The sequence below is a fragment of the Achromobacter colocynthidis genome, from assembly GCF_057334535.1.
The window spans coordinates 60,073-82,757 of record NZ_JBHFIZ010000028.1 but is presented as its reverse complement, the minus strand read 5'-3'; the positions used below and the strand labels follow the sequence as shown (position 1 = coordinate 82,757).

The following is a 22,685-nucleotide window of genomic DNA, read 5'->3' as shown; positions in this document are numbered from 1 at the left end:
TCCCATAAATGGAATGATGTTTTCTTTCTACGCCCCTTTGTTTCTGGGGCGGGATAACTCAGAATGCGGGTTCTGCAATGCAGCAATGCACTAAAGCCCAGCTTGCGTTTTCAATGCCAATCCACCCTTTGATGCACAAGGCCTCCCCCCTCATCGCAGGCGGGAGGCGGGCTCCTTTTTTGTCGGAAATCGGGAATATCTATGAATAAGAAAAGCGCTATGTGGCGCAGCGCGGCAGTGCTCACGCTGACGGCATCGGCTCTCACCTTGGCCGCTTGCGGCAAGAAACAAGACGCACCGCAGGCGGGCAAACCGCAAGTCACCGTGGTGACACTGACCACGCAACCCGTTTCCCTGACCACCGAATTGCCGGGCCGCACGTCCGCGTTCCGCGTGGCCGAAGTGCGGCCCCAGGTGAACGGCATCGTGCAAAAGCGCCTGTTCACCGAAGGCGGCGAGGTCAAGGCTGGCCAGCAGCTCTATCAGATCGACCCCGCGCTGTACCAGGCCAGCGTCGATAGCCAGAAGGCGGCGTTGGCCCGCGCCCAGGCGCAGCAGAAGACGGCTGCCTTGCTGGCCGAACGCTACAAGCCGCTGGTGGCCACGCGCGCCGTCAGCCAACAGACCTACGACAACGCCGTGGCGTCGCGTGACCAGGCCGCCGCCGACGTGCTGTCGGCCAAGGCCGCGCTGGATACCGCGCGCATCAACCTCGTCTACACCAAGGTGCTGTCGCCGATTGACGGCATCATCGGCCGGTCTTCGGTGACCGAAGGCGCGCTGGTCACGGCCAACCAGACCGCGGCGTTGGCGTCGGTGCAGCAGATTGACCCGATCTACGTCGACGTGACGCAGTCCAGCGTGCAGTTGCTGCGCTTGCAGGACGCGCTGGCCAGCGGCCAGTTGAAGCGGGCCGACGGCGAACAGGCCGCGCTGGTCACGCTGACCCTGGAGGACGGCTCGCAGTACAAGCAGACCGGCAAGCTTCAGTTCTCGGAAGTCACGGTAGACCAGGGCACCGGTTCCATCACGCTGCGCGCGGTGTTCCCGAACCCCGACCGCCGCCTCTTGCCCGGCATGTTTGTGCGCGCGCGTCTGGCTGATGGCGTGGCCGCCGACGGCTTGCTGGTGCCGCAACGCGGCGTGACGCGCAATCAGCGCGGCTTGCCGACGGCGCTGGTCGTCAACGCCAAGAACCAGGTGGAACTGCGTGAACTGAAGACCGACCGCGCCATTGGCGACAAGTGGCTGGTTACCGACGGCCTGGCCGCCGGCGACAAGGTGATCGTGGAAGGTCTGCAAATGGTGCGTCCGGGCGTCGAAGTTGTCGCCACCGAGGCAAGCGCCAACGCGCAGCAGCCGCAGGCGGCCAATGCCGCCCCGGCCAAGCAGTAATCAGGGAGCCTTGCATGGCAAAGTTTTTTATCGATAGGCCGGTTTTCGCCTGGGTGATCGCGATTGTGCTGATGATGGCCGGCGCGCTGTCCATCCTGCAATTGCCGGTCTCGCAGTATCCCAACATCGCGCCGCCCGCCATCGGCATCGCGGTGACCTACCCGGGCGCGTCCGCGCAGACGGTGCAGGACACCGTGGTGCAGGTCATCGAACAGCAGATGAACGGCCTGGACGGCTTGCAGTACATTTCGTCGGAAAGCAATTCCGACGGCAGCATGTCCATCACGCTGACCTTCAAGCAGGGCACCAACCCGGACACGGCGCAGGTGCAGGTGCAGAACAAGCTTGCGCTGGCGCAGCCGCTGTTGCCGCAGGAAGTGCAGCAGCAGGGCATACGCGTCACCAAGGCCACGAAGAACTTCCTGATCGTGGCGGGCTTCGTGTCCACCGACGGCACGATGACCAAGGACGACCTGGCCGACTACGTGGCCTCGTACGTGCAGGATCCCATCAGCCGCACGCAAGGCGTGGGCGACTTCCAGTTGTTCGGCTCGCAGTACGCAATGCGCATCTGGCTGGATCCCGCCAAGCTCGTGAACTACGGGCTGACCACGGTTGACGTGGTGACGGCGATCAAGGAACAGAACGTGCAGGTGTCGTCCGGCCAGTTGGGCGGCCTGCCGTCCGTGCGCGGGCAGCAGTTGAACGCCACCATCATCGGGCCGTCGCGCCTGGAGAAGCCGGAAGACTTCGGCAAGATCCTGCTCAAGGTCAACACCGATGGTTCGCAGGTGCGCCTGGGTGATGTCTCGCGCATTGAACTGGGTGGTCAGACCTACGCCATCGACAGCTTCTATAACGGCAAGCCCGCCTCGGGCCTGGCGATCAAGCTGGCGCCGGGCGCCAACGCGCTGGATACCGCGCAGGCGGTGCGCGACACCATCAACAACCTGAAGCCGTACTTCCCGCCGGGCATGGACGTCGTCTATCCGTACGACACGACGCCGTTCGTCAGCCTGTCGATTCATGAAGTGTTCAAGACGCTGGTGGAAGCCATCATCCTGGTTTTCCTGGTGATGTACCTGTTCTTGCAGAACTTCCGCGCCACCATCATTCCCACGCTGGCCGTGCCGGTGGTGCTGCTGGGCACGTTCGGCGTGCTGGCCGCGTTCGGTTATTCCATCAACACCTTGACGATGTTCGGCATGGTGCTGGCCATTGGCCTGTTGGTGGACGACGCGATCGTGGTGGTGGAAAACGTGGAGCGCGTGATGGCCGAAGAAGGCCTGACGCCCAAGCAGGCCACCCGCAAGTCCATGAGCCAGATCACCGGCGCGCTGATCGGCATTGCCATGGTGCTGGCCGCCGTGTTCATCCCGATGGCGTTCTTCGGCGGTTCCACGGGCGTGATCTATCGTCAGTTCTCGATCACGATCGTGTCGTCGATGGTGCTGTCGGTGCTGGTCGCCATCGTCTTCACGCCGGCCTTGTGCGCCACCTTGCTCAAGCCTATTCCGAAGGGCCATCACGGCTCGAAGCGGGGCTTTTTCGGCTGGTTCAACCGCACGTTCGAACGCAGCAGCAACGGTTATGCCAATACCGTTGCGCGCGGGCTGAACCGCACCAAGCGCCTGATGATCGTGTACCTGGCCCTGGTCATTGCCATGGGCTGGCTGTTCACGCGCATTCCCACGGCGTTCCTGCCGGCCGAGGACCAGGGCATTTTGTTCGCCCAGATCCAGACGCCCGCCGGCGCCACCGCCGAAGCCACCAAGGCCGTCATCGATGACGCCACCAAGTACCTGCTGACCGAAGAAAAGGACGCCGTGACCTCGGTGTTCGCGGTCAACGGTTTCAACTTTGGCGGTCGTGGCCAGAACGCGTCGATCCTGTTCATCAAGCTGCGTGACTGGGAAGAACGTGGCGACGCCAGCCTGAAGGCGGGCGCCGTGGCGGCGCGCGCCAACGCGCACTTCGCCAAGACCGAACGCCGCGCGCAAATGTTCGTGGTGCCGCCGCCGTCCGTGATGGAACTGGGCAACGTCACCGGCTTTGACTTCCAGCTGATGGACCGCGCCGGCGTGGGCCATGAAAAGCTGCTGGCCGCGCGCAACCAGTTGCTGGGCGAAGCGGCCAAGAGCCCGGTGCTGGTGGGCGTGCGCCCGAACGGCATTGAAGACGCGCCGCAGTACCAGTTGGACATCGACCGCGAGAAAGCGCGTGCGCTGGGCGTGGCCGTGTCGGACATCAACAGCACGCTGGCCACCGCGTGGGGCTCGTCGTACGTCAACGACTTCATCGACCGTGGCCGCGTGAAGAAGGTGTTCGCGCAGGGTGAGGCGTCGTCGCGCATGCTGCCGGAAGACCTGAACAAATGGTATGTGCGCAACAACGCGGGCGACATGGTGCCGTTCTCGGCATTCTCGAAGGCCACGTGGAGCTTCGGTCCGCAAAAGCTGAACCGCTATAACGGCGTGCCGTCCTACAACATCCAGGGCCAGGCGGCGCCAGGCTACAGCTCGGGCGCGGCCATGGAAGAAATGGAAAAGCTGGCGGCCAAGCTGCCGGTGGGCGTGGGCTTTGAATGGACGGGGCTGTCGTTTGAAGAACGCCTGTCGGGTGCACAAGCGCCGGCGCTGTACGCGATTTCGTTGATCGTGGTGTTCCTGTGCCTGGCCGCCTTGTACGAAAGCTGGTCCATCCCGACGGCAGTGATGCTGGTGGTGCCGCTGGGCATTATCGGCGTGCTGTTGGCGACGCTGGCGCGCGGGCTGTCCAACGACGTGTACTTCCAGGTGGGGCTGTTGACCACAGTGGGGCTGGCGGCCAAAAACGCCATCCTGATCGTGGAGTTCGCCAAAGAGCACTTTGAATCCGGCGCAAGCCTGACGGAATCGGCCATCCACGCGGCCCGCCAACGCCTGCGTCCCATCCTGATGACGTCGCTGGCGTTCATCCTGGGCGTGACGCCGCTGGCGATCTCGTCGGGTGCCGGCTCCGGCAGCCAGAACGCCATCGGCACGGGCGTGATCGGCGGCATGCTGACCGGCACGTTCCTGGCCATCTTCTTTGTTCCGGCCTTCTTCGTGATCATGCTGCGCGTGTTCAAGGTCAAGCGCATGAGCGAAAACCTGGACAAGCACGACACCAGCGCCAACGGCTCGAAGGACGTGTCCGCCGAGGGACAACCGTGATGAAACTTCAGATGAGAACCTTGTTGTCTGTTTCCCTGGCGGCGGCCCTGGCGGGCTGCTCGCTGGCCCCTACCTATGAACGGCCGGACGCGCCGGTCAGCGCTGCCTATCCCACCGGCCCGGCCTACAAGGCGGACGGTTCCAATGCGGCGCTGGGCATGTCCACGGCCGATATCGGCTGGCGCGATTTCTTCAGCGACCCGCTGCTGCAACAGTTGATTGAACTGTCATTGGCGAACAACCGCGACCTGCGCGTGGCGGCCTTGAATGTAGAGGCGGCGCGTGCGCAGTACCGCATCCAGCGCGCCGACCTGCTGCCCAGCGTGGGCGTGGCCGGCCAGGAATCCGCCCAGCGCACCCCGGCGGACTTGTCCCCCAGCGGCCGCGCCACGACCAGCCGCAGCTACCAGGTGGGCGCCGCGATGTCGGCCTGGGAACTGGACCTGTTCGGCCGCATCCGCAGCCTGAGCGACCAGGCGCTGGAGTCGTATCTGGCGCTGGACGAAACGCGTACGGCCACGCAGTTGACGCTGATAGCCGAAGTGGCCAACGCCTACCTGACGCTGCGCGCCGACCAGGAACTGCTGAGCCTGACGCGCGACACGCTCAAGAGCCAGGAAGATTCGTTCAAGCTCACGCAGCAAAGCTATGACCAGGGCTTGTCCACCGCGCTGGACTTGAGCCAGGCGGAAGTGTCGCTGCGCACGGCCCAACGCAACCTGTCGCAATACACGCGCCAGGCGGCGCAAGACCGCAACGCGCTGACGCTGCTGGTGGGCCAACCCATGTCGCCCGAGATCGTCGCGGCGCTGGATCAGGCGGTGAAGCTGGACGACAGCATGCTGCCGACCACCTTGCCCGCCGGCCTGCCGTCGGACCTGCTGGCGCGCCGCCCGGACATCCGCGCGGCCGAGCATCAGCTCAAAGGCGCCAACGCCAACATCGGCGCGGCGCGCGCGGCGTTCTTTCCCACCATTAGCCTGACCGGCCAGGCGGGCACCGCCAGCGCCAGCCTGGGTGGTTTGTTCGAAGGTGGTTCGGGCGCCTGGAGCTTCGTGCCCCAGATCACCGTGCCGATCTTCGCGGGCGGTTCGTTGCAGGCCGGGTTGGACTTGGCCAAGGTGCAAAAGAACATCCAGGTGGCGCAGTACGAGAAGTCCATCCAGACGGGGTTCCGCGAAGTGGCGGACGCCTTGGCCGGGCGCGGCACGCTGGACGACCAGATTGAAGCGCAGCGTTTGCTGGTGAACGCCAACCAGCGCGCCTACGACGTGTCGGACCAGCGTTTCCGCCAGGGTATCGATGACTACCTGAGCGTGCTGGATTCGCAGCGTTCGCTGTATACGGCGCAGCAGGCTTTGGTGGATACGCGCCTGGCTCGGCTGTCGAATCTGGTTACCTTGTACAAGGTGCTGGGCGGCGGTTGGACCGAGCGCACGGTGGCGGCGCAGACGGCGCCGGCCGTGCCTGCCACGGGATCGTAAGCGGGGTGCGCTGAATTTTTGCGGTGCGCAAAAGAAATGTGGCGCAAAAAAAACGGGCCGATCGAAAGATCGGCCCGTTTTTATTGATGTTGCCTTAGCAGGGCGTCAAGTGCGCTTGCGGGCGATCATGCCAACCACGAACAGCACGATGATGGCGCCGATCACCGACGCGATCCAGCCCGCGGGTTCGCCTTCCGCATACCAACCCATCGTCTGTCCCAGGAAACCGGCCACCACGGCGCCGACGATACCCAGGATGGTGGTCATGATGATCCCCATGTTCTGGTCTCCGGGCATGATGGCGCGGGCGATCAAGCCCACGATGAACCCGACGATGATCATGATGATAATGCTCATGCGCGTACTCCTTGCTTTGGAAAAAAGGGGGCGATGCGCAATGATGATACCCACGCTCTTTATTAGGCGGCTGTAACAACTGGTATGTGGGGTTGCCATGCAACATGCTGCGCTGCACGGCGCTTGCCGTGGCTGGATCAGGACGTAATGTCGATCAATTGGCGGACGTCCTTGGTCAGGGCTTCGACGCTGTCGGTGTCGGACGCCAGCAGGCGCGCGTGGCCGTCCTTGTCGAAAATGTACACGCCACGGCTGTGGGTCACTTCGTACATGTCGGCGTCGTCGCCGGGGCGCGGCTTTTCAATCTGGTAGGCCACGCGGTAGCGGCGCGCCAGGTCGGCGACCTGCTTTTCGTTACCGGTTACCCCGATGGCGCTGTTGTTGAAGGCGTTGACATAGGCCTGCAGGATATCGGGCGTGTCGCGGTGCGGGTCGACGCTGACGAACACGATGCGCACGTTCTCGGCCTTGTCGCCCAGGTTCTGCAGCACGGCGGTCAGTTGCGCCATGGTGGTGGGGCAGATGTCGGGGCAACTGGCGTAGCCGAAGAACAGCATGACCGTCTTACCCTTGAGATCGTCGCTGTTGATGGTTTTGCCGCCCGCGCCGGGCAGCGAGAATTTCAGGTCGGGCAGGTGGCCCTTGACGTTGTAGAGCGTCCAGTCCACGTTCCGATCGCCGCAGGCGGCAAGAAACACACACAGAGCCAACAGCAGGCCGCGCCAGGCGCGGCCGGTAATGAGGTGTCGCATGAGTCCAGGAGGTGCCAAAAGGTTGAACGAAGGGCAAGCCCGCGGCAAGCGGGTTGATTCTACCTTCATGGCCAGGGTGGGGCGGCGGAGGGTGTGGCGTTGAGGGCCTGATGCAAGGGGGATGTTTGTCCTGGCGCAAACTTATGGCGTGCGCTTTGCCCCTTTCAACAGACCGCGATGCGGCGGTACATTCGGTGCGTCGTCAGTATTGATGTCAGGAGAGTGTGAACGTGGATATGGCAGCAAGCACGGCCGTTCGTTACCCGTATTACCCGGTGGTCATCGACATCCTGCGCGCCCGGCGTGCCAAACAGGTGCTGGACGCGCCTTGCGGCGTGGGCTGGTTGGGTGAAGCGCTGTCCGCTGGAAACGGCGGGCAAAAGGCCGAAGTCGGCAGGCAAGTGGCTAGTGATGGCGGGCCGGTAGCCGAAGGCGGCGGACAAGTAGCCGTTGACGGCGTGGGCCTATGGGAATTTCCGCTGGCAAGCGCGGGATATCGGTCGGTGTCCGAACACGATCTGGATACGCCCTTGAGCGTGGCCAAGGCCTATGACGCGGTGGTTTGCTGCGAAGCGATTCATCTGATGACGAATCCGGGCGTGCTGCTGCAAAGTCTGCACGATGCACTGCGCCCCGGGGGCACGGCGATCATCACCACGCCGAATACCTGGAACATGCGGTCACGGCTGCAGTTTCTGATGCGAGGCTTCCATTCCGGTTTCCGGCCCATGGTGGGCCGCAAGCGGGGTGAGGACTACATCACGTATTTCCCGTGGAGCTTCCCGCAACTGCATTTGTTGTTGTCGCATTACGGTTTCGTGGATATCACGCTGCACGAGGTTGATGAGCCGAAACCAAAGCGGATGCTGGAACACGTGCTGGCCGTGCCGTCACGCTTGTATTACCGACGGCGTGTGAAGCGGGCCGAGAACGAGGACATTCGCGGGTTCTGGAAGCAGGCGGGGTCCCGGCAGTCGGTGCACGGAAGGTGGTTGGTGGTGTCGGCGGTGCGGGCTGCTTGATGGGTTACGCGCGGCAGGTGCCGTATTTCTTGCGTCGATTTTGCCGCGCTTCACCCATCCTACGTTGGTTGTTCGGCGTTCGGCGTTCGGCGTTCGTCGTCAGTTGTTCGGCGTTCGTCTTTCGGCGTTCGTTTTGCGGCGTTCGTTTTTCGTAGGATGGGTGAAGCGCGCGATGCGGGGCAGAAAATCAATGGCCTGAATCGCGCGTAACCCATCTGGTGGCGCTGGCGTGATGGTGCCGGCTGCTGATGGGTTACGCGCGGCAGATGCTGTGTTTCTTGCTGCGATCTTGCCGCGCTTCACCCATCCTACGTTGGTTGTTCGGCGTTCGTCTTTCGGCGTTCGTTTTGCGGCGTTCGTTTTGCGGCGTTCGTTTTTCGTAGGATGGGTGAAGCGCGCGATGCGGGGCAGAAAATCAATGGCCTGAATCGCGCGTAACCCATCTGGTGGCGCTGGCGTGATGGTGCCGGCTGCTGATGGGTTACGCGCGGCAGATGCTGTGCTTCTTGCTTCGATCTTGCCGCGCTTCACCCATCCACGTCGGCGTTTTACGTGCCGCTCATGCCGCTGTGGCGCAGCAGGGCGTCGATGCGGGGGGGGCGGCCACGGAAGGCGGCGAAGGAATCGGCGGCGGGGCGGGAACCGCCAACGGCCAGGACTTCGCGGCGGAAGCGGGCGCCGGTTTCCGGGTCCAGCGTGCCCAGCGCGTTGCCTGGCTGCTTGGCCGCGGCTTCTTCGAAGGCCTCGTAGGCATCCGCCGACAGCACTTCGGCCCACTTGTAGCTGTAGTAACCCGCGCCGTAGCCGCCCGCGAACAGATGCGAGAACGCGTGCGGCAGGCGGTGCCACGACGGCGGGAACAGCACCGCCACTTCCTGGCGCACTTCCTGCAGCAGCGCCAGCACTTCCGAAATGGACGCGCCCTTGGCGCGGTCGTGCATCAGCATGTCGAACAGGGCGAATTCAATCTGGCGCACGGCCTGCATGCCGCTTTGGTAATTGCGCGCCGCGACCAGCCGGTCGTACAGCGCGCGCGGCAGCGGTTCGCCCGTGTCCACATGCGCCGACAGCTTCTGCACCACTGCCCATTCCCAGCAGAAGTTCTCCATGAACTGCGAGGGCAATTCGATGGCGTCCCACTCCACGCTGGCAAATGCCGCCGCGCCGGGCTCGTCCACTTCCGACAACAGCGCGTGCAGCGCATGGCCGGTTTCGTGGAACAGGGTGATGACGTCGTCGTGCGTCAGCACGGCGGCGCGCTCGCCATTGGGGCGCGAGAAGTTGCAGGTCAGGTAGACCACCGGCGTTTGCACGTGGCCGGCCACCACACGGCGGGCGCGCTCGCTGTCGACCCAGGCGCCGCTTTGCTTGCCCGAACGGGCATACAGGTCCAGGTACAGATAGCCGATCAAGCCGCCGTCGGGGCGTTCCACGCGCACGCCGCGCGCGTCGCTGTGCCAGGTGGAAACGGGCGTTTCGGTCAGGCGCACGTCGAACAGTTTTTCAATGACGTCGAACAGGCCGGCCAGCACGCGGGGCTCGGTGAAGTACTGCTTCACTTCATCTTCGGAATAGGCATAGCGCGATTCGCGCAGGCGTTCCGAGGCGAAGGCCACGTCCCAGGGTTGCAGCTCGTCCAAGCCCAGTTCGCCGGTGGCGTACGCCTTGAGTTCGGCCAGGTCACGCTGCGCGAACGGTTTGGCGCGCGCGGCCAGGTCGCGCAGGAATTCGGTGACTTCGCGGGCGTCGCGCGCCATGCGGGTCTGCAGGCGCAGCGATGCGTAGGTGCCCAGGCCCAGCAAGCCGGATTCCTCGGCGCGCAGCGACAGCAGTTCTTCGATCAGCGGAGAATTGTCGAACTTGGCTTCGCCTTGTTCGGAGGCCACGGTGCCATAGCCACGGTACAGCGCTTCGCGCAGGTCGCGGTCTTGCGCGTATTGCATGACGGGCAGGTAGCACGGCATTTTCAGGGTCAGCTTCCAACCCGGCTTGCCGTCTTCTTCGGCGGCGGCGCGGGCGGCTGACAGGACGTCGGCGGGGATGCCCGTCAGGCGGGACTCATCGTCCACCAGCATGGACCACGCGTCGATGGCGTCCAGCACGTTTTCGGAGAACTTCTGCGATGCCTGGGCTTCGCGGTCAGAGATCTGCGCATAGCGTTCGCGATCGGCGCCTTGCAGTTCCACGCCGCTCAAGCGGAAGTCGCGCAGCGCCATCTCGACGATGCGGCGGCGCACGGGCGACCACGACGCAAAATCAGGGGCAGCGGCCAGGCGCTGGTACTGTCGGTACAGACCTTCGTGCAGCCCGACCCAGGTGGAAAATTCGGTAATGAGCGGCAGCGCGGCGTTGTAGGCTTCGCGCAGTTCCGGCGTGTTGACCACGGCGTTCAGGTGGCCAGCCACCGACCAGGCGCGCCACAGGCGCTCGGAGGCGGTATCCAGCGGTTCCACCACGGCTTCCCAAGTGGGCGCCAGCGCGGAATCAGCGGCATGGTCGACCGCCTGGCGGGCGATGCCCAGCAGTTCTTCCACGGCGGGGACGATATGCCCCGGCTTGACGGCCGCATAATCGACCAGGTCGGAGACAGGGGCAAGCAGGGGATTCTGGGTCATGGTGTTACCGGAAAAGGCGAGAGACATAGGGAGCAGATAGGGGCGATCCGCTCAAAAGCAAGGGCACGAATGCGTGGGCCAGTGTGCGTCGCGCGCGGTTCAGCGCGCGTCAGCCTACGTGCATCGTAGGATGGGTGCAGCGCGAACGGCTATACAAAAAAAACCGGCAATGAACGCGCGAAACCCATCAAGCAGCGTCGGCACCGTGGCAAGCCCAGCCACACCGGCTTTCGAAGTTGGCACCTTGGCAATGTGGCAGGTGCAGGCACCCTGGCTTTCGTGAATTGCATGCGGGTGTTTTTTACCAAGCCCCGCCGCGGTCCCGGGGCTGCTTGATGGGTTTCGCGCGAACAGCGGTGGCGTTCTTGTCCACTGCCGTTCGCGCTGCACCCATCCTACCGGTCATATCAGCGCACCCGGCCATATCGGCACCGGCCGCATCAGCGCACCCGGCCGCACCAGCGCACCTACCGGATCAACCCGCCGCGCGTTCGGCGGCTTCTACCGTGTTGACCAGCAGCATGGCGATGGTCATGGGGCCTACGCCGCCGGGGACGGGGGTGATGGCGCCGGCCACTTCCTTGGCGGACGCGAAGTCCACGTCGCCGCACAGCTTGCCGTCTTCGCCACGGTTGATGCCCACGTCGATCACCACGGCGCCGGGTTTGATCATCGAACCGTCGATCATGCCGGGCTTGCCGGTGGCGACCACCAGGACATCCGCGCGGCGGGTTTGGGCCGCCAGGTCGCGCGTCTTGGAATTGCAGATGGTGATGGTGGCGCCTGCTTGCAGCAGCAACATGGCCATCGGCTTGCCGACGATGTTGCTGGCGCCGACGATCACGGCTTCAGCGCCGCGCAGCGTCACGCCTTCCGATTCCAGCATCTTCATCACGCCGTATGGCGTGCAGGGGCGGAACAGCGGCTGGCCGGTCATGAGCAGGCCGGCGTTGCTGATGTGGAACCCGTCCACGTCTTTCTCGGCCGCGATGGCTTCGATGACCTTGTGGGAGTCCATGTGCTTGGGCAGCGGCAACTGCACCAGGATGCCGTGTATGGTCGGGTCCTGGTTCAACACGGCGATGCGGGCCAGCAGTTCGGCCTCGGTCATCTCGGCCGGGTACTGTTCCTTGACGGAATGCAGGCCGGCTTTCTCGCAGGCGGCAACCTTGTTGCGCACATAAACCTGGGACGCGGGGTCCGCGCCCACCAGCACCACGGCCAGACCCGGGCGCGTGCCCTTGGCCGCCAAGGCCGCAACCCGTTGGGCCACTTCTTCGCGAATGCGCAGCGACAGGGCCGCGCCGTCAATAATCCTAGCGGTCATGCATGTGCCTCGGGTTTGGCCAAGGCCACTTTCATCAAATCAGCAACGGTAGTCACTTCCAGTTTTTCCATAATGTTGGCGCGATGCGCCTCGACGGTCTTGATGCTGATGCCCAGGTCGTCGGCAATCTGCTTGTTCAAGCGGCCGGCGACAATGCGCTCCAGCACCTGCTGCTCGCGCGCGGTCAGGCGCGCCAGCATGGCTTCGTGGTCCTTCTGAGCCTGGTGCTTGCTGACCCGCTGCGTGGCCTGCTCCAGCATGCGGGCGACGATCTCGCGCAGGTCGGATTCGTTGAAGGGCTTTTCCAGAAAGTCGACAGCGCCTTTCTTCATCGTGGACACCGCCATGGGCACGTCGCCGTGGCCCGTGATGAACACGATGGGCAGGGGGGCGTTGCGGGCGATCAGTTGTTCCTGGAGTTCCAGGCCGCTCATGCCGGGCATGCGCACGTCGGCGATCAACACACCGACCTGGCTGGCGTCGTAGTCTTCCAGGAAGGACTCACCGCTGGCATAGGCGCGAACGCGATAGCCGTTGGCTTCCAACAGCCAGCGCAACGAATCGCGGACCGCTTCGTCGTCGTCAACTATGAATACCGTGCTCGACAGGTGGGGCGTGTTCATGCGTGCAACTCCTCTGACTGATCATTCTGGGCCTGCGGCTGGGATGCAGCGCAGGGCAGGGTAAAGCGGAAAATGGTGCCGCCGGCGGGGTTGGGGTCCGCCCACAGACGGCCGTGGTGCGATTCAATAATGGTACGGCAGATATTCAGCCCCATGCCCAGGCCCTGGGACTTGGTGCTGAAGAAGGGTTCGAACAGGCGTTCGGGCTCGGCCAGGCCATGGCCGCGGTCCACCACGGCCACTTCGATGTGCTGCTCGTGCAGGATCACCGCCACCTTGAGCTCGTCGACCTCGCTGTTTTCCATGGCTTCCAGCCCGTTCTTCAGCAGGTTCAACAGCACCTGTTCGATCAGGATGGGGTCGGCCAGGACGTCAGGCGCGTTGGACGGCACGAAGCTGTCGATGCGGATGCGGCGCTTGCGCGCGTCGATCTCGGCAAAGCCGATGGCGTTGTCGACAATGCGGCCAATGGCCACGCGCTGGCGGCGAGGCTCGCTGCGCTTCACGAATTCGCGGATGCGGCTGATGATCTTGCCGGCGCGTTCGGCCTGTGACGCGGCCTTTTCCAGCGCGGGCAGCAGCATGTTGGGGCTGGTGTGGCCGGCCTTGACCAGCGCCACCGCGCCCATGCTGTAGTTGGCGATGGCGGTCAGCGGCTGGTTCAGTTCGTGCGCCAGGGACGAAGCCATTTCGCCCATGGTCGTCAGGCGGCTGGTAAGTTGGATCTTTTCCTGCTGCACGCGCGACGCTTCTTCATGGCCACGGCGTTCGGTGATGTCGCGCGCCACCTGCATGCGCACGCGGCGGCCGTCAGTCCAGGCCAGCATGCGGTGGTGCACTTCAAACCAGCGTTGTACGGAAGGCGCGAACACTTCCACCGATTCGTCGGTGAAGCGGCCCCGGCGCCCGGCCAGCAGTTCGTCGTGGCCGCCCGTCTGCGCGCCGAAGACGCGGCGGTAGGTGCGGTTGGCAAACAGCAATTCCAGGCCGTCGTGCGTGTCGGCCGTGACCGAGATGGCGTCGTCCAGGCCTTCCAGCACGGTCATGAAACGTTCGTGGGCGGCCGTCAGGGCTTCGCGGATGCGCTTCGGTTCGGTGATGTCGGTCATCGACGTCATCCAGCCGATCTGGTTGCCGTTGGGGTCCAGCAGCGGCGACACATACATGCGCGCGGTAAAGCGCGAGCCATCGCGCCGTTGCGCTTCCACTTCCAGGCCGCTGCTGGGGGTCTTGCCTGACATCAGCACGTCCAGCGTGTGCTGGTGCTGTTCGTGGCGGCCGGGTACCCAATAAGGGAAGGGCGGGCTGCGGCCGATCAGGTCGGCTTCGTTCCAGCCGATCATGCGGCAGAACGCCGGGTTCACGTAGGCGATGCGGCCTTCCATATCCAGTACGCGCATGCCGGTGGACATGGAATTTTCCATGGCGCGGCGAAAACCCGTTTCGGCGATCAGCGCGGCTTCGGCGGTGGAGCGAAAGCGGGTATAGCGCCACAGCATCAACAGGCTGATGACGATAACGCAGGACAAAGCCAGCACCACCCATATCAGGCGTTGCTGGCGCATTTCCTGGTCGATCGTCACAAACATGACGCTATCGTCATGAATGCGTTGCAGCCAGAAGAACACCCCCATCACACAGAGGTATAGGATCAGCACCATGGCGGGCGTGACCCAATACACGCCGCGGCGGCGGGTGCGGGCGTGATCGTGGAACGGCGTAGGGATATTTGACTTGGGCGCGCTGGACATGGAATTCGGGCCGGATAGACCGCGCATTTTAGTGCGTGTTGGCCGGGAATTACCGGGAATCAACCCCTGCTTTTGGCGTACAGCTTAAAAAGTGCCGTCATCGGCCATTCAGCTTGTGGTCAACATTTCACATTGCGAAATGCCGTACCGCAACATGAAATTTTCCTTGCGACCGGTTAATCTTCTTTCTTAGAATGCCGGCTGATAGGGAACCGACCCAAAGCAGGTCTCTAGAAAAACACCCCCCGACCCATGCCTGACATGGCAGCCCGGATGATCCCGGCTACCATGCAGAGTCCGCGAGTTGAACGAATAAGCGGGTGTGGTCACGAACGAACCCCAACAGGAGACACACGATGTCCTCTTTCGCCCAGGCTGGCGCCCCGCAGGCTGCCAACGACGAAGACACCCTAGAAACCCAGGAGTGGCTCGAAGCCCTGGCGGCAGTCCTTGATCGCGAAGGGCCGCAGCGCGCGCACTACCTGCTGGAACGCCTGATCGACGAAGCCCGTCGTTCCGGCGCCCACATCCCGTTCTCGCCGAATACCGCTTACGTCAACACGATTCCGCCGGGCCTGGAGCCCGCGCATCCGGGCAACCTGGAACTGGAAACGCGTATCCGCTCGTATGTGCGCTGGAACGCCATGGCCATGGTCGTCAAGGCCAACAAGCACAACCCGCCGGACGGCGGCGACCTGGGCGGCCACATCGCATCGTTTGCCTCGCTGGCCACCATGATCGGCTGCGGCCAGAACCACTTCTGGCACGCCGAAGACGAAAACCACGGCGGTGACCTGGTCTACTTCCAGGGCCACACGTCGCCCGGCATGTACGGCCGCGCCTACCTTGAAGGCCGCCTGACCGAAGAACAGCTGAACCACTTCCGCCAGGAAGTGGACGGCAAGGGCCTGTCGTCCTACCCGCACCCGAAGCTGATGCCGGATTTCTGGCAATTCCCGACGGTGTCGATGGGCCTGGGCCCGCTGATGGCCATCTATCAAGCCCGCTTCCTGAAGTACCTGCACGCCCGCGGCATTGCCGACACCAGCAACCGCAAGGTCTGGGTATTCTGCGGCGACGGCGAAATGGACGAACCGGAATCGCTGGGCGCCATCGCCCTGGCCGCGCGCGAAAAGCTCGACAACCTGATCTTCGTGGTGAACTGCAACCTGCAACGCCTGGACGGTCCGGTGCGCGGCAACGGCAAGATCATCCAGGAACTGGAAGGCGACTTCCGCGGTTCGGGCTGGAACGTCATCAAGCTGATCTGGGGCGGCTACTGGGATCCGCTGCTCGCGCACGACAAGGAAGGCATCCTGCGCCAGATCATGGAAGACACCGTTGACGGCGAGTACCAGGCGTACAAGGCCAACGACGGCAAGTTCGTCCGTGAACACTTCTTCGGCAAGCACCCCAAGCTGCTGGAAGCTGTCTCGCGCATGAGCGACGAAGACATCTGGCGCCTGAACCGTGGCGGTCACGACCCCCACAAGGTGTACGCCGCGTTCGACGCCGCCACCAGCCACACCGGTCAACCCACCGTCATCCTGGCCAAGACCATCAAGGGTTACGGCATGGGCCACGTGGGCCAGGCCAAGAACCCGACCCACCAGCAAAAGAAGCTGGAACTGGAATCCATCCGCGAATTCCGCGACCGCTTCGGCATCCCGATTCCGGACGACCAATTGGAAGACCTGCCGTACTTCAAGCCGGCCGAAGATTCGCCCGAAATGAAGTACCTGCACGAGCGCCGCGCCGCGCTGGGCGGCTATCTGCCGCGCCGCCGCGCCAAGGCCGACGAGCAACTCAAGGCCCCCGCGCTGGAAGCCTTCAAGGCCGTGCTGGAACCCACCGCCGAAGGCCGTGAAATCTCCACCACCCAAGCCTTCGTTCGCATCCTGAACCAGGTGCTGCGCGACAAGGAACTCGGCCCGCGCGTGGTGCCGATTTTGGCTGACGAATCGCGTACCTTCGGCATGGAAGGCCTGTTCCGCCAAATCGGTATCTATGCGCCGGAAGGCCAGAAGTACATCCCGGTCGATAAAGACCAGGTCATGTACTACAAGGAATCGGCCGACGGCCAACTGCTGCAGGAAGGCATCAACGAAGCGGGCGCGATGAGCTCGTGGATTGCGGCGGCCACGTCGTACTCCTCGAACAACCGCATCATGATCCCGTTCTTCATCTACTACTCGATGTTCGGGTTCCAGCGCATTGGCGACCTGGCCTGGGCAGCGGGCGACATGCAGGCGCGTGGCTTCCTGTTGGGCGGCACCGCCGGCCGCACGACCCTGAACGGCGAAGGCTTGCAGCACGAAGACGGCCACAGCCACATCCTGGCGTCCACCATTCCGAACTGCGTGTCCTACGACCCGACGTTCGGCCATGAGCTGGCCGTGATCATCCAGCATGGCTTGAAGCGCATGGTGGAAGACCAGGAAAACGTCTATTACTACCTGACGGTGATGAACGAAAACTACCCGCAGCCCGGTCTGACCCAGGGCGACGAGGAAGGCATCATCAAGGGCATGTACAAGCTGAAGTCGCACGGCAAGGGCAAGAACCGCGTGCAACTGATGGGCTCGGGCACGATCCTGCGCGAAGTCATGGCGGCGCAAGACCTGCTGGACGCCGATTGGGGCGTGGCATCGGACATCTGGAGCGTCACCAGCTTCACCGAACTGCGCCGCAACGGCCTGGACGCCGAGCGCCACAACATGCTGCACCCTGACGAGAAAAAGCCGCAGGTGGCTTACGTCACGGAACAGTTGGCCAAGACCGAAGGCCCGATCATCGCGTCGACCGACTACATGAAGCTGTTTGCCGACCAGATCCGCCCGTTCGTGCCCAAGGGCCGCGAATACAAGGTGCTGGGCACCGACGGTTTCGGCCGCTCGGACTTCCGCGCCAAGCTGCGTGAGCACTTCGAAGTGGATCGCCACTTTGTCGTGGTTGCCGCGCTGCGTGCGCTGGCCGACGAAGGCAAGGTTCCGATGGCCAAGGTGGCGGAAGCCATCAAGAAGTACGGCATCAATCCGAACAAAGCCAACCCGCAATACGCCTGAGGGTAAAGAGACATGAGCAACATCGTGCAAATCAAGGTTCCCGACATCGGCGACTTCAAGGAAGTGGAAGTCATTGAGGTGTTGGTGGCGGTGGGCGACACGATCAAGGCCGAACAAAGCCTGATCACCGTGGAATCCGACAAGGCCTCGATGGAAATCCCCGCGTCGCAAGGCGGCGTGGTGAAGTCCATCACCGTGAAGGTCGGCGACAAGGTCGCCGAAGGCGCGGTCGTGCTGGAAGTGGAAGCCGAAGCCTCGGACGCCGCCCCGGCCGCCAAGGAAGAGGCCCCCAAGGCCGCCGCCAAGGAAGCGCCGAAGCAGGCTGCTGCCGCTGCCCCCGCCGCCAAGGCGGAAGCCGCCGCGCCCGCTGCCAGCGGTCCGGTGGAAATCGAAGTGCCGGACATTGGCGACTTCAAGGAAGTGGAAGTCATCGAAGTGATGGTCGCAGTGGGCGACACCATCAAGGCCGAGCAAAGCCTGATCACCGTGGAGTCCGACAAGGCCTCGATGGAGATCCCGGCGTCGCAAGGCGGCGTGGTCAAGGAAGTGAAGGTCAAGGTTGGCGACAAGGTCGCCAAGGGTTCGGTCGTGGTCGTCGTTGAAGGCGACGCCGGCGCTGCGCCTGCTGCCAAGGCTGAAGCCAAGCCGGAAGCCCAGGCCGAAGCCAAGACCGAAGCGAAAGCAGAGTCCAAGGCTGACGCACCGGCCGCCGCACCCGCTTCGCGCCCGGCACCCGCCGCCGTGCTGGAAGACCCCAACCTGAAGCCCGGCCAACTGCCGCACGCTTCCCCGTCGGTGCGCAAGTTCGCCCGCGAACTGGGCGTGAACCTCAGCAAGGTCAAGGGTTCGGGTCCCAAGGAACGCATCACCGCCGACGACGTGCGCGGTTTCGTCAAGCAAGCGCTGGCCGCCGGCCCCGCAACCGCCGCTGCCGGTGGTTCGGCCGATGGCGCCGCGTTGGGCCTGTTGCCGTGGCCCAAGGTCGACTTCACCAAGTTCGGCCCGATCGAAGCCAAGCCGCTGTCGCGCATCAAGAAGATTTCCGGCGCGAACCTGCACCGCAACTGGGTCATGATCCCGCACGTCACCAACAACGACGAAGCGGACATCACCGACCTGGAAGCGCTGCGTGTCACGCTGAACAAGGAAAACGAGAAGTCGGGCATCAAGGTCACGATGCTGGCTTTCCTGATCAAGGCCGTGGTCGCCGCCTTGAAGAAATTCCCCGAGTTCAACGCCTCGCTGGACGGCGACAACCTGGTGTTGAAGCAGTACTACCACATCGGTTTTGCCGCCGACACGCCCAACGGGCTGGTGGTGCCGGTGATCCGCGATGCCGACAAGAAGGGCATTCTGCAGCTCGCGCAAGAAATGACGGACCTGTCCAAGAAGGCGCGCGACGGCAAGATCTCGCCCGCAGACATGCAGGGCGGCTGCTTCTCGATCTCGTCCCTGGGCGGTATCGGCGGCACGTCCTTCACGCCGATCATCAACGCGCCCGAAGTGGCCATCCTGGGCGTGTCGCGTTCCGCGCACAAGCCCGTCTGGGACGGCAAGCAGTTCGTGCCGCGCCTGATGGTGCCGCTGTCGCTGTCGTATGACCACCGCGTCATCGATGGCGCCTCCGCTGCCCGCTTCAACGCCTATCTGGGCGCCTTGCTGGCCGACTTCCGCCGCATCGCGCTGTAAACGGGGAGCCCTATGAGCAATACCGTTCAAATCAAAGTGCCGGACATCGGTGACTTCAAGGAAGTGGAAGTCATTGAAGTGCTGGTCGCCGTGGGCGACACGATCAAGGCCGAACAAAGCCTGATCACCGTCGAATCCGACAAGGCCTCGATGGAAATCCCCGCGTCGCAAGGCGGCGTGGTGAAGTCCATCGCGGTCAAGGTCGGCGACAAGGTTGCCGAAGGCGCGGTCGTGCTGGAAGTGGAGGCATCTGATGCCGCCGCCGCGCCGGCCGCCAAGGAAGCCCCGGCGAAAGATGCCCCCAAAGCTGCTGAAGCCCCCAAGAAGGCCGAAGCCGCTGCGGCTCCGGCCGCCAAGGCTGCCGCACCCGCCGCGTCCAGCTTCAAGGGTTCGGCCGACGGTGAATACGACATGCTGGTGCTGGGCGCGGGCCCCGGCGGCTATTCCGCCGCCTTCCGCGCTGCCGACCTCGGCCTGTCCGTGGTCCTGGTCGAACGCTACGCCACGCTGGGCGGCGTCTGCCTGAACGTGGGCTGCATTCCGTCCAAGGCGCTCTTGCACAACGCCGCCGTCATCGACGAAGCCCGCGAGCTGGCGGCCCACGGCATCAGCTTTGGCGAGCCCAAGATCGATCTGGACAAGCTGCGCGGCTACAAGGACAGCGTGGTCGCCAAGCTGACCGGCGGCCTGGCCGGCATGGCCAAGGCTCGCAAGGTCACCGTGGTGACGGGCGTCGGCGAATTCGCCGACCCCTACCACCTGACCGTGACGTCCGCCGACGGCAAGACGCAGACGCTGCGCTTCAAGCAAGCCATCATCGCCGCCGGCAGCCAGTCGGTGAAGCTGCCCTTCATGCCCAAGGACGACCGCGTCGTCGACTCCACCGGCGCGCTGCTGCTGCGTGAAGTGCCCAAGAAGATGTTGATCGTGGGCGGCGGCATCATCGGCCTGGAAATGGGCACGGTGTACTCCACGCTGGGCGCACGCCTGGACGTCGTGGAAATGCTGGACGGCCTGATGCAAGGCGCCGACCGCGACCTGGTCAAGGTCTGGCAGAAGAAAAACGCCTACCGCTTCGACAACATCATGTTGAAGACGAAGACCGTGGGCGCCGAAGCCAAGAAAGACGGCATCTACGTCACCTTCGAAGGCGAGGGCGCGCCCAAGGAACCGCAACGCTACGACCTGGTTCTGCAAGCCGTGGGCCGCAGCCCCAACGGCAAGAAGATCGGCGCCGACAAGGCGGGCATTGCCGTGACCGACCGCGGTTTCATCGAGGTCGATCGCCAAATGCGCACCAACGTGCCGCACATCTACGCCATTGGCGACATCGTCGGCCAGCCGATGCTGGCGCACAAGGCCGTGCACGAAGGCCACGTGGCAGCGGAAGCCGCCGCCGGCCAGAAGTCGTTCTTTGACGCGCGCGTCATTCCGTCGGTGGCCTACACCGATCCGGAAGTGGCATGGGTGGGCCTGACCGAAGACGAAGCCAAGAAGCAAGGCATCAAGATCGAGAAGGGCGTATTCCCGTGGGCAGCCTCCGGCCGCGCCATCGCCAACGGTCGCGACGAAGGCTTCACCAAGCTGATTTTCGACGCGGAGACGCATCGCATCCTGGGCGGCAGCATCGTGGGCACCCACGCTGGCGACCTGATCAGCGAACTGGCCCTGGCCGTGGAAATGGGCGCCGACGTGGTCGACATCGCCAAGACCATCCACCCGCACCCGACGCTGGGTGAATCGGTGGGCATGGCAGCCGAAGTCGCCGAAGGCGTCTGCACCGATTTGCCGCCGATGAAGAAGAAGTAATTGCCGATGGGGCGGCTTGGCCGCCTCACGTTACGCAACGGCAAACAAAACGCGCCGACCCTGTTCAGGGTCCGGCGCTTTTTTTATCGGCTGGCCGCGTAGGTGGGCGGCGCCGTGGGACTGAACGCGTGCGCGTCAGGCCTGGGTATTGATGCGCGAACCCAGCGTGCTATCAATCGCCATCGGCGCCACGGATTGCATCAACGTTGCGACCGTATCGGCTTGCGCGTTCAGCGCCTTCTTGAGCACGGTGGCCTGCACTTCCTGGACCACATTCGCGTCCTTCAAAGCCAGCGCGGTGTTGACGGTGTTGCTGATGGAATCCATGGTTGTGTCCTTGTAGAGGAAAGCGTGTGGCAGGCAAGACGGCTAAGCCGACGCGGCCTGGCCAAAAGAAACATGTCGCATTATTACGCAGGTTTGCGGTTTTGGTGCAAAGAATTGTCGGTGTTTTGCGTGGCTGGGATGTGACAGCGTGGGGGGGCGTGATTGCATCCTTGATCAAGGTAGGGATAACAAACCCAGGCTGATCAAAGTCAGGGCTGAGCAGGGCATTCTTTGACGACGCCCCAGCCCTGGTTCGGCTCGCAAAACTGCCTGCGTGCTTCCCAGGCGCAATCCGGCCGTTCAAAAAAGCCCAGCTCAGCGCAACGCGCCAATTCGCCCTGCAAGGTGTCAACCCAGGCCAAGGGGTTAACAGCCGGAATCTCGGTGATGCGCAGCGTGGACTTCGGCGCGGATGATGTCGCGGGTGATGCGCCGCTTGGCGTGGTGTTGGATGCCGCCGCTGACGCCGCGATTGACGCTTCGTTTGATGCGCTGCTCGGTGCGCTATTCGGTGCGCTATCTGATGCGCTATTTGTCGCTTCGTTAGCCGCCCCATTTGTCGCCCCGTTTGCCGCTCCGTTTAGCGCTTCGCTCGACGACGGTTCCTCATGCGGCACAGGCGTTACCTCGGCAGGCATCCGGTCTGAAGACGGCGCGCGCTGCAAGTTTGGGGCCGGCACAGGCGTTGACCCCGCCGTTTCCCAATCGCTGGGGGAGCCATCGGCGGGCTGTAGCGGCAAACGTGTCAGCGGCACGCGGCCCGAACTAGCAGGCGTCGCGTCAGGGCCAGTAATGCCGTTGTTCGGCGCGTTCCACGACACCACAAGCAGCACCAGCGCGGCATAGATGGCCAAGGTGTACAGCACGGTCAAGGTCGCGGAACCGACCCGGCGTCCGGTAATCGGCGCGTCATCGTCACGGCCCAACAAGGCGCGCCAGCCAACCAGCGCGGCGCCTGGCGCGGAAATAAGCGCCCAGCCGATGCGGCGTATACAGCTCGGCTCGGGCTGTGGGGGCGGCGGCGGTGCAATGGCCTGCACCTGGGCGGCCAGCAATTCGCGCAACGCGCGGTTCTCTTCACGCAGACGCCGAGTCTGCGCATCATCGACCGGTGCCGTGGCATCAGGATCCGTCGTGCTGTCATGCTGCGTAGCGAAAGGATCGGGTGGCGTGGCGGTCATGGGGCTGAAAAATATAGATACAAAGTGGTGCGACGGCAATTATGAAGGAAGCGGCAAGGACCTCAAAAGGGGAATAGCGTGGAAAAAGTGCGGT

16 protein-coding genes are annotated in these 22,685 nt (G+C 63.7%); 7 read left to right on the top strand and 9 right to left on the bottom strand.

All coding sequences use genetic code 11. The features are described 5' to 3' along the window. Positions 1-219 precede the first annotated feature (219 nt). From ACE04A_RS12265 to adeC, 3 genes are read left to right on the top strand one after another with little or no spacing between them, the layout of a single operon-like run. The gene (locus ACE04A_RS12265; protein ID WP_447992276.1) at positions 220-1,395 is read left to right on the top strand and encodes an efflux RND transporter periplasmic adaptor subunit; all 1,176 of its coding nucleotides are present in this window, start codon (positions 220-222) and stop codon (positions 1,393-1,395) included. 14 nt (positions 1,396-1,409) lie between these two features. Further along, on the top strand, positions 1,410-4,589 hold the full coding sequence (locus ACE04A_RS12260; RefSeq protein WP_259248610.1) for an efflux RND transporter permease subunit: 3,180 nt from the start codon (positions 1,410-1,412) through the stop codon (positions 4,587-4,589). Then, positions 4,589-6,073, top strand: a complete 1,485-nt coding sequence (gene adeC, locus ACE04A_RS12255; RefSeq protein WP_259248608.1) for an AdeC/AdeK/OprM family multidrug efflux complex outer membrane factor — start codon at positions 4,589-4,591, stop codon at positions 6,071-6,073. The genes ACE04A_RS12260 and adeC overlap by 1 nt, the downstream gene beginning before the upstream one ends. A 105-nt stretch (positions 6,074-6,178) precedes the next feature. On the opposite strand, the gene ACE04A_RS12250 is transcribed toward adeC, so the two are convergent. Together ACE04A_RS12250 and ACE04A_RS12245 are read right to left on the bottom strand one after the other, a co-directional pair. Then, positions 6,179-6,430, bottom strand: a complete 252-nt coding sequence (locus ACE04A_RS12250) for a GlsB/YeaQ/YmgE family stress response membrane protein (RefSeq protein ID WP_259248605.1) — start codon at positions 6,428-6,430, stop codon at positions 6,179-6,181. Between the two features lie 137 nt (positions 6,431-6,567). Further along, complete coding sequence (locus tag ACE04A_RS12245; protein ID WP_100855403.1) at positions 6,568-7,182, bottom strand: SCO family protein; 615 nt, start codon at positions 7,180-7,182, stop codon at positions 6,568-6,570. A gap of 236 nt (positions 7,183-7,418) precedes the next feature. Here ACE04A_RS12245 and ACE04A_RS12240 point away from each other — a divergent pair, with 236 nt between their 5' ends. Continuing rightward, complete coding sequence (locus tag ACE04A_RS12240; protein ID WP_448715643.1) at positions 7,419-8,204, top strand: class I SAM-dependent methyltransferase; 786 nt, start codon at positions 7,419-7,421, stop codon at positions 8,202-8,204. Between the two features lie 99 nt (positions 8,205-8,303). Here ACE04A_RS12240 and ACE04A_RS12235 read toward each other — a convergent pair whose 3' ends face one another. The 5 genes from ACE04A_RS12235 to ACE04A_RS12215 form a co-directional block, all read right to left on the bottom strand. Continuing rightward, positions 8,304-8,735: a hypothetical protein gene (locus tag ACE04A_RS12235; RefSeq protein WP_448715644.1), complete on the bottom strand. Its 432-nt coding sequence runs from the start codon at positions 8,733-8,735 to the stop codon at positions 8,304-8,306. Between the two features lie 17 nt (positions 8,736-8,752). Then, a complete protein-coding gene (locus ACE04A_RS12230) occupies positions 8,753-10,819 on the bottom strand; it encodes a M3 family metallopeptidase (protein WP_448715645.1) in 2,067 nt (688 codons plus the stop codon). A 475-nt stretch (positions 10,820-11,294) separates the two neighbouring features. Next, positions 11,295-12,146 carry a bifunctional methylenetetrahydrofolate dehydrogenase/methenyltetrahydrofolate cyclohydrolase FolD gene (gene folD, locus ACE04A_RS12225; protein WP_050448987.1) on the bottom strand — a complete coding sequence of 284 codons (852 nt, stop codon included), beginning with the start codon at positions 12,144-12,146 and terminating at the stop codon, positions 11,295-11,297. Beyond that, the gene (locus ACE04A_RS12220; RefSeq protein WP_043545730.1) at positions 12,143-12,769 is read right to left on the bottom strand and encodes a response regulator transcription factor; all 627 of its coding nucleotides are present in this window, start codon (positions 12,767-12,769) and stop codon (positions 12,143-12,145) included. Before ACE04A_RS12220 ends, folD begins: the two co-directional genes overlap by 4 nt. Then, complete coding sequence (locus tag ACE04A_RS12215) at positions 12,766-14,520, bottom strand: PAS domain-containing sensor histidine kinase (protein ID WP_050448986.1); 1,755 nt, start codon at positions 14,518-14,520, stop codon at positions 12,766-12,768. The genes ACE04A_RS12220 and ACE04A_RS12215 overlap by 4 nt, the downstream gene beginning before the upstream one ends. A 356-nt stretch (positions 14,521-14,876) precedes the next feature. On the opposite strand from ACE04A_RS12215, the gene aceE reads away from it, so the two are divergent. Genes aceE through lpdA form a run of 3 tightly spaced genes read left to right on the top strand, consistent with a single transcriptional unit; the run spans position 14,877 to position 21,083 of the window. Next, a complete protein-coding gene (gene aceE, locus ACE04A_RS12210; protein ID WP_448715646.1) occupies positions 14,877-17,585 on the top strand; it encodes a pyruvate dehydrogenase (acetyl-transferring), homodimeric type in 2,709 nt (902 codons plus the stop codon). Positions 17,586-17,597: 12 nt separating this feature from the next. Beyond that, complete coding sequence (gene aceF, locus ACE04A_RS12205; protein ID WP_485820157.1) at positions 17,598-19,274, top strand: dihydrolipoyllysine-residue acetyltransferase; 1,677 nt, start codon at positions 17,598-17,600, stop codon at positions 19,272-19,274. Positions 19,275-19,286: 12 nt separating this feature from the next. Then, a complete protein-coding gene (gene lpdA / locus ACE04A_RS12200; protein WP_448715648.1) occupies positions 19,287-21,083 on the top strand; it encodes a dihydrolipoyl dehydrogenase in 1,797 nt (598 codons plus the stop codon). Positions 21,084-21,218: 135 nt separating this feature from the next. Here lpdA and ACE04A_RS12195 read toward each other — a convergent pair whose 3' ends face one another. Next, on the bottom strand, positions 21,219-21,410 hold the full coding sequence (locus ACE04A_RS12195) for a putative motility protein (RefSeq protein WP_100855408.1): 192 nt from the start codon (positions 21,408-21,410) through the stop codon (positions 21,219-21,221). A gap of 209 nt (positions 21,411-21,619) precedes the next feature. Then, on the bottom strand, positions 21,620-22,591 hold the full coding sequence (locus ACE04A_RS12190) for a hypothetical protein (protein WP_448715649.1): 972 nt from the start codon (positions 22,589-22,591) through the stop codon (positions 21,620-21,622). Positions 22,592-22,685: the final 94 nt, after the last annotated feature.

Bases quoted from the DNA above. Each gene is read 5' to 3' on its own strand.
- adeC (WP_259248608.1), top strand. From the start codon at position 4,589: ATGAAACTTCAGATGAGAACCTTGTTGTCTGTTTCCCTGGCGGCGGCC.
- folD (WP_050448987.1), bottom strand. From the start codon at position 12,146: ATGACCGCTAGGATTATTGACGGCGCGGCCCTGTCGCTGCGCATTCGC.
- ACE04A_RS12195 (WP_100855408.1), bottom strand. From the start codon at position 21,410: ATGGATTCCATCAGCAACACCGTCAACACCGCGCTGGCTTTGAAGGAC.
- ACE04A_RS12245 (WP_100855403.1), bottom strand. From the start codon at position 7,182: ATGCGACACCTCATTACCGGCCGCGCCTGGCGCGGCCTGCTGTTGGCT.
- ACE04A_RS12230 (WP_448715645.1), bottom strand. From the start codon at position 10,819: ATGACCCAGAATCCCCTGCTTGCCCCTGTCTCCGACCTGGTCGATTAT.
- aceF (WP_485820157.1), top strand. From the start codon at position 17,598: ATGAGCAACATCGTGCAAATCAAGGTTCCCGACATCGGCGACTTCAAG.
- ACE04A_RS12190 (WP_448715649.1), bottom strand. From the start codon at position 22,591: ATGACCGCCACGCCACCCGATCCTTTCGCTACGCAGCATGACAGCACG.
- aceE (WP_448715646.1), top strand. From the start codon at position 14,877: ATGTCCTCTTTCGCCCAGGCTGGCGCCCCGCAGGCTGCCAACGACGAA.
- ACE04A_RS12240 (WP_448715643.1), top strand. From the start codon at position 7,419: ATGGCAGCAAGCACGGCCGTTCGTTACCCGTATTACCCGGTGGTCATC.
- lpdA (WP_448715648.1), top strand. From the start codon at position 19,287: ATGAGCAATACCGTTCAAATCAAAGTGCCGGACATCGGTGACTTCAAG.
- ACE04A_RS12250 (WP_259248605.1), bottom strand. From the start codon at position 6,430: ATGAGCATTATCATCATGATCATCGTCGGGTTCATCGTGGGCTTGATC.
- ACE04A_RS12260 (WP_259248610.1), top strand. From the start codon at position 1,410: ATGGCAAAGTTTTTTATCGATAGGCCGGTTTTCGCCTGGGTGATCGCG.
- ACE04A_RS12215 (WP_050448986.1), bottom strand. From the start codon at position 14,520: ATGTCCAGCGCGCCCAAGTCAAATATCCCTACGCCGTTCCACGATCAC.
- ACE04A_RS12265 (WP_447992276.1), top strand. From the start codon at position 220: ATGTGGCGCAGCGCGGCAGTGCTCACGCTGACGGCATCGGCTCTCACC.
- ACE04A_RS12220 (WP_043545730.1), bottom strand. From the start codon at position 12,769: ATGAACACGCCCCACCTGTCGAGCACGGTATTCATAGTTGACGACGAC.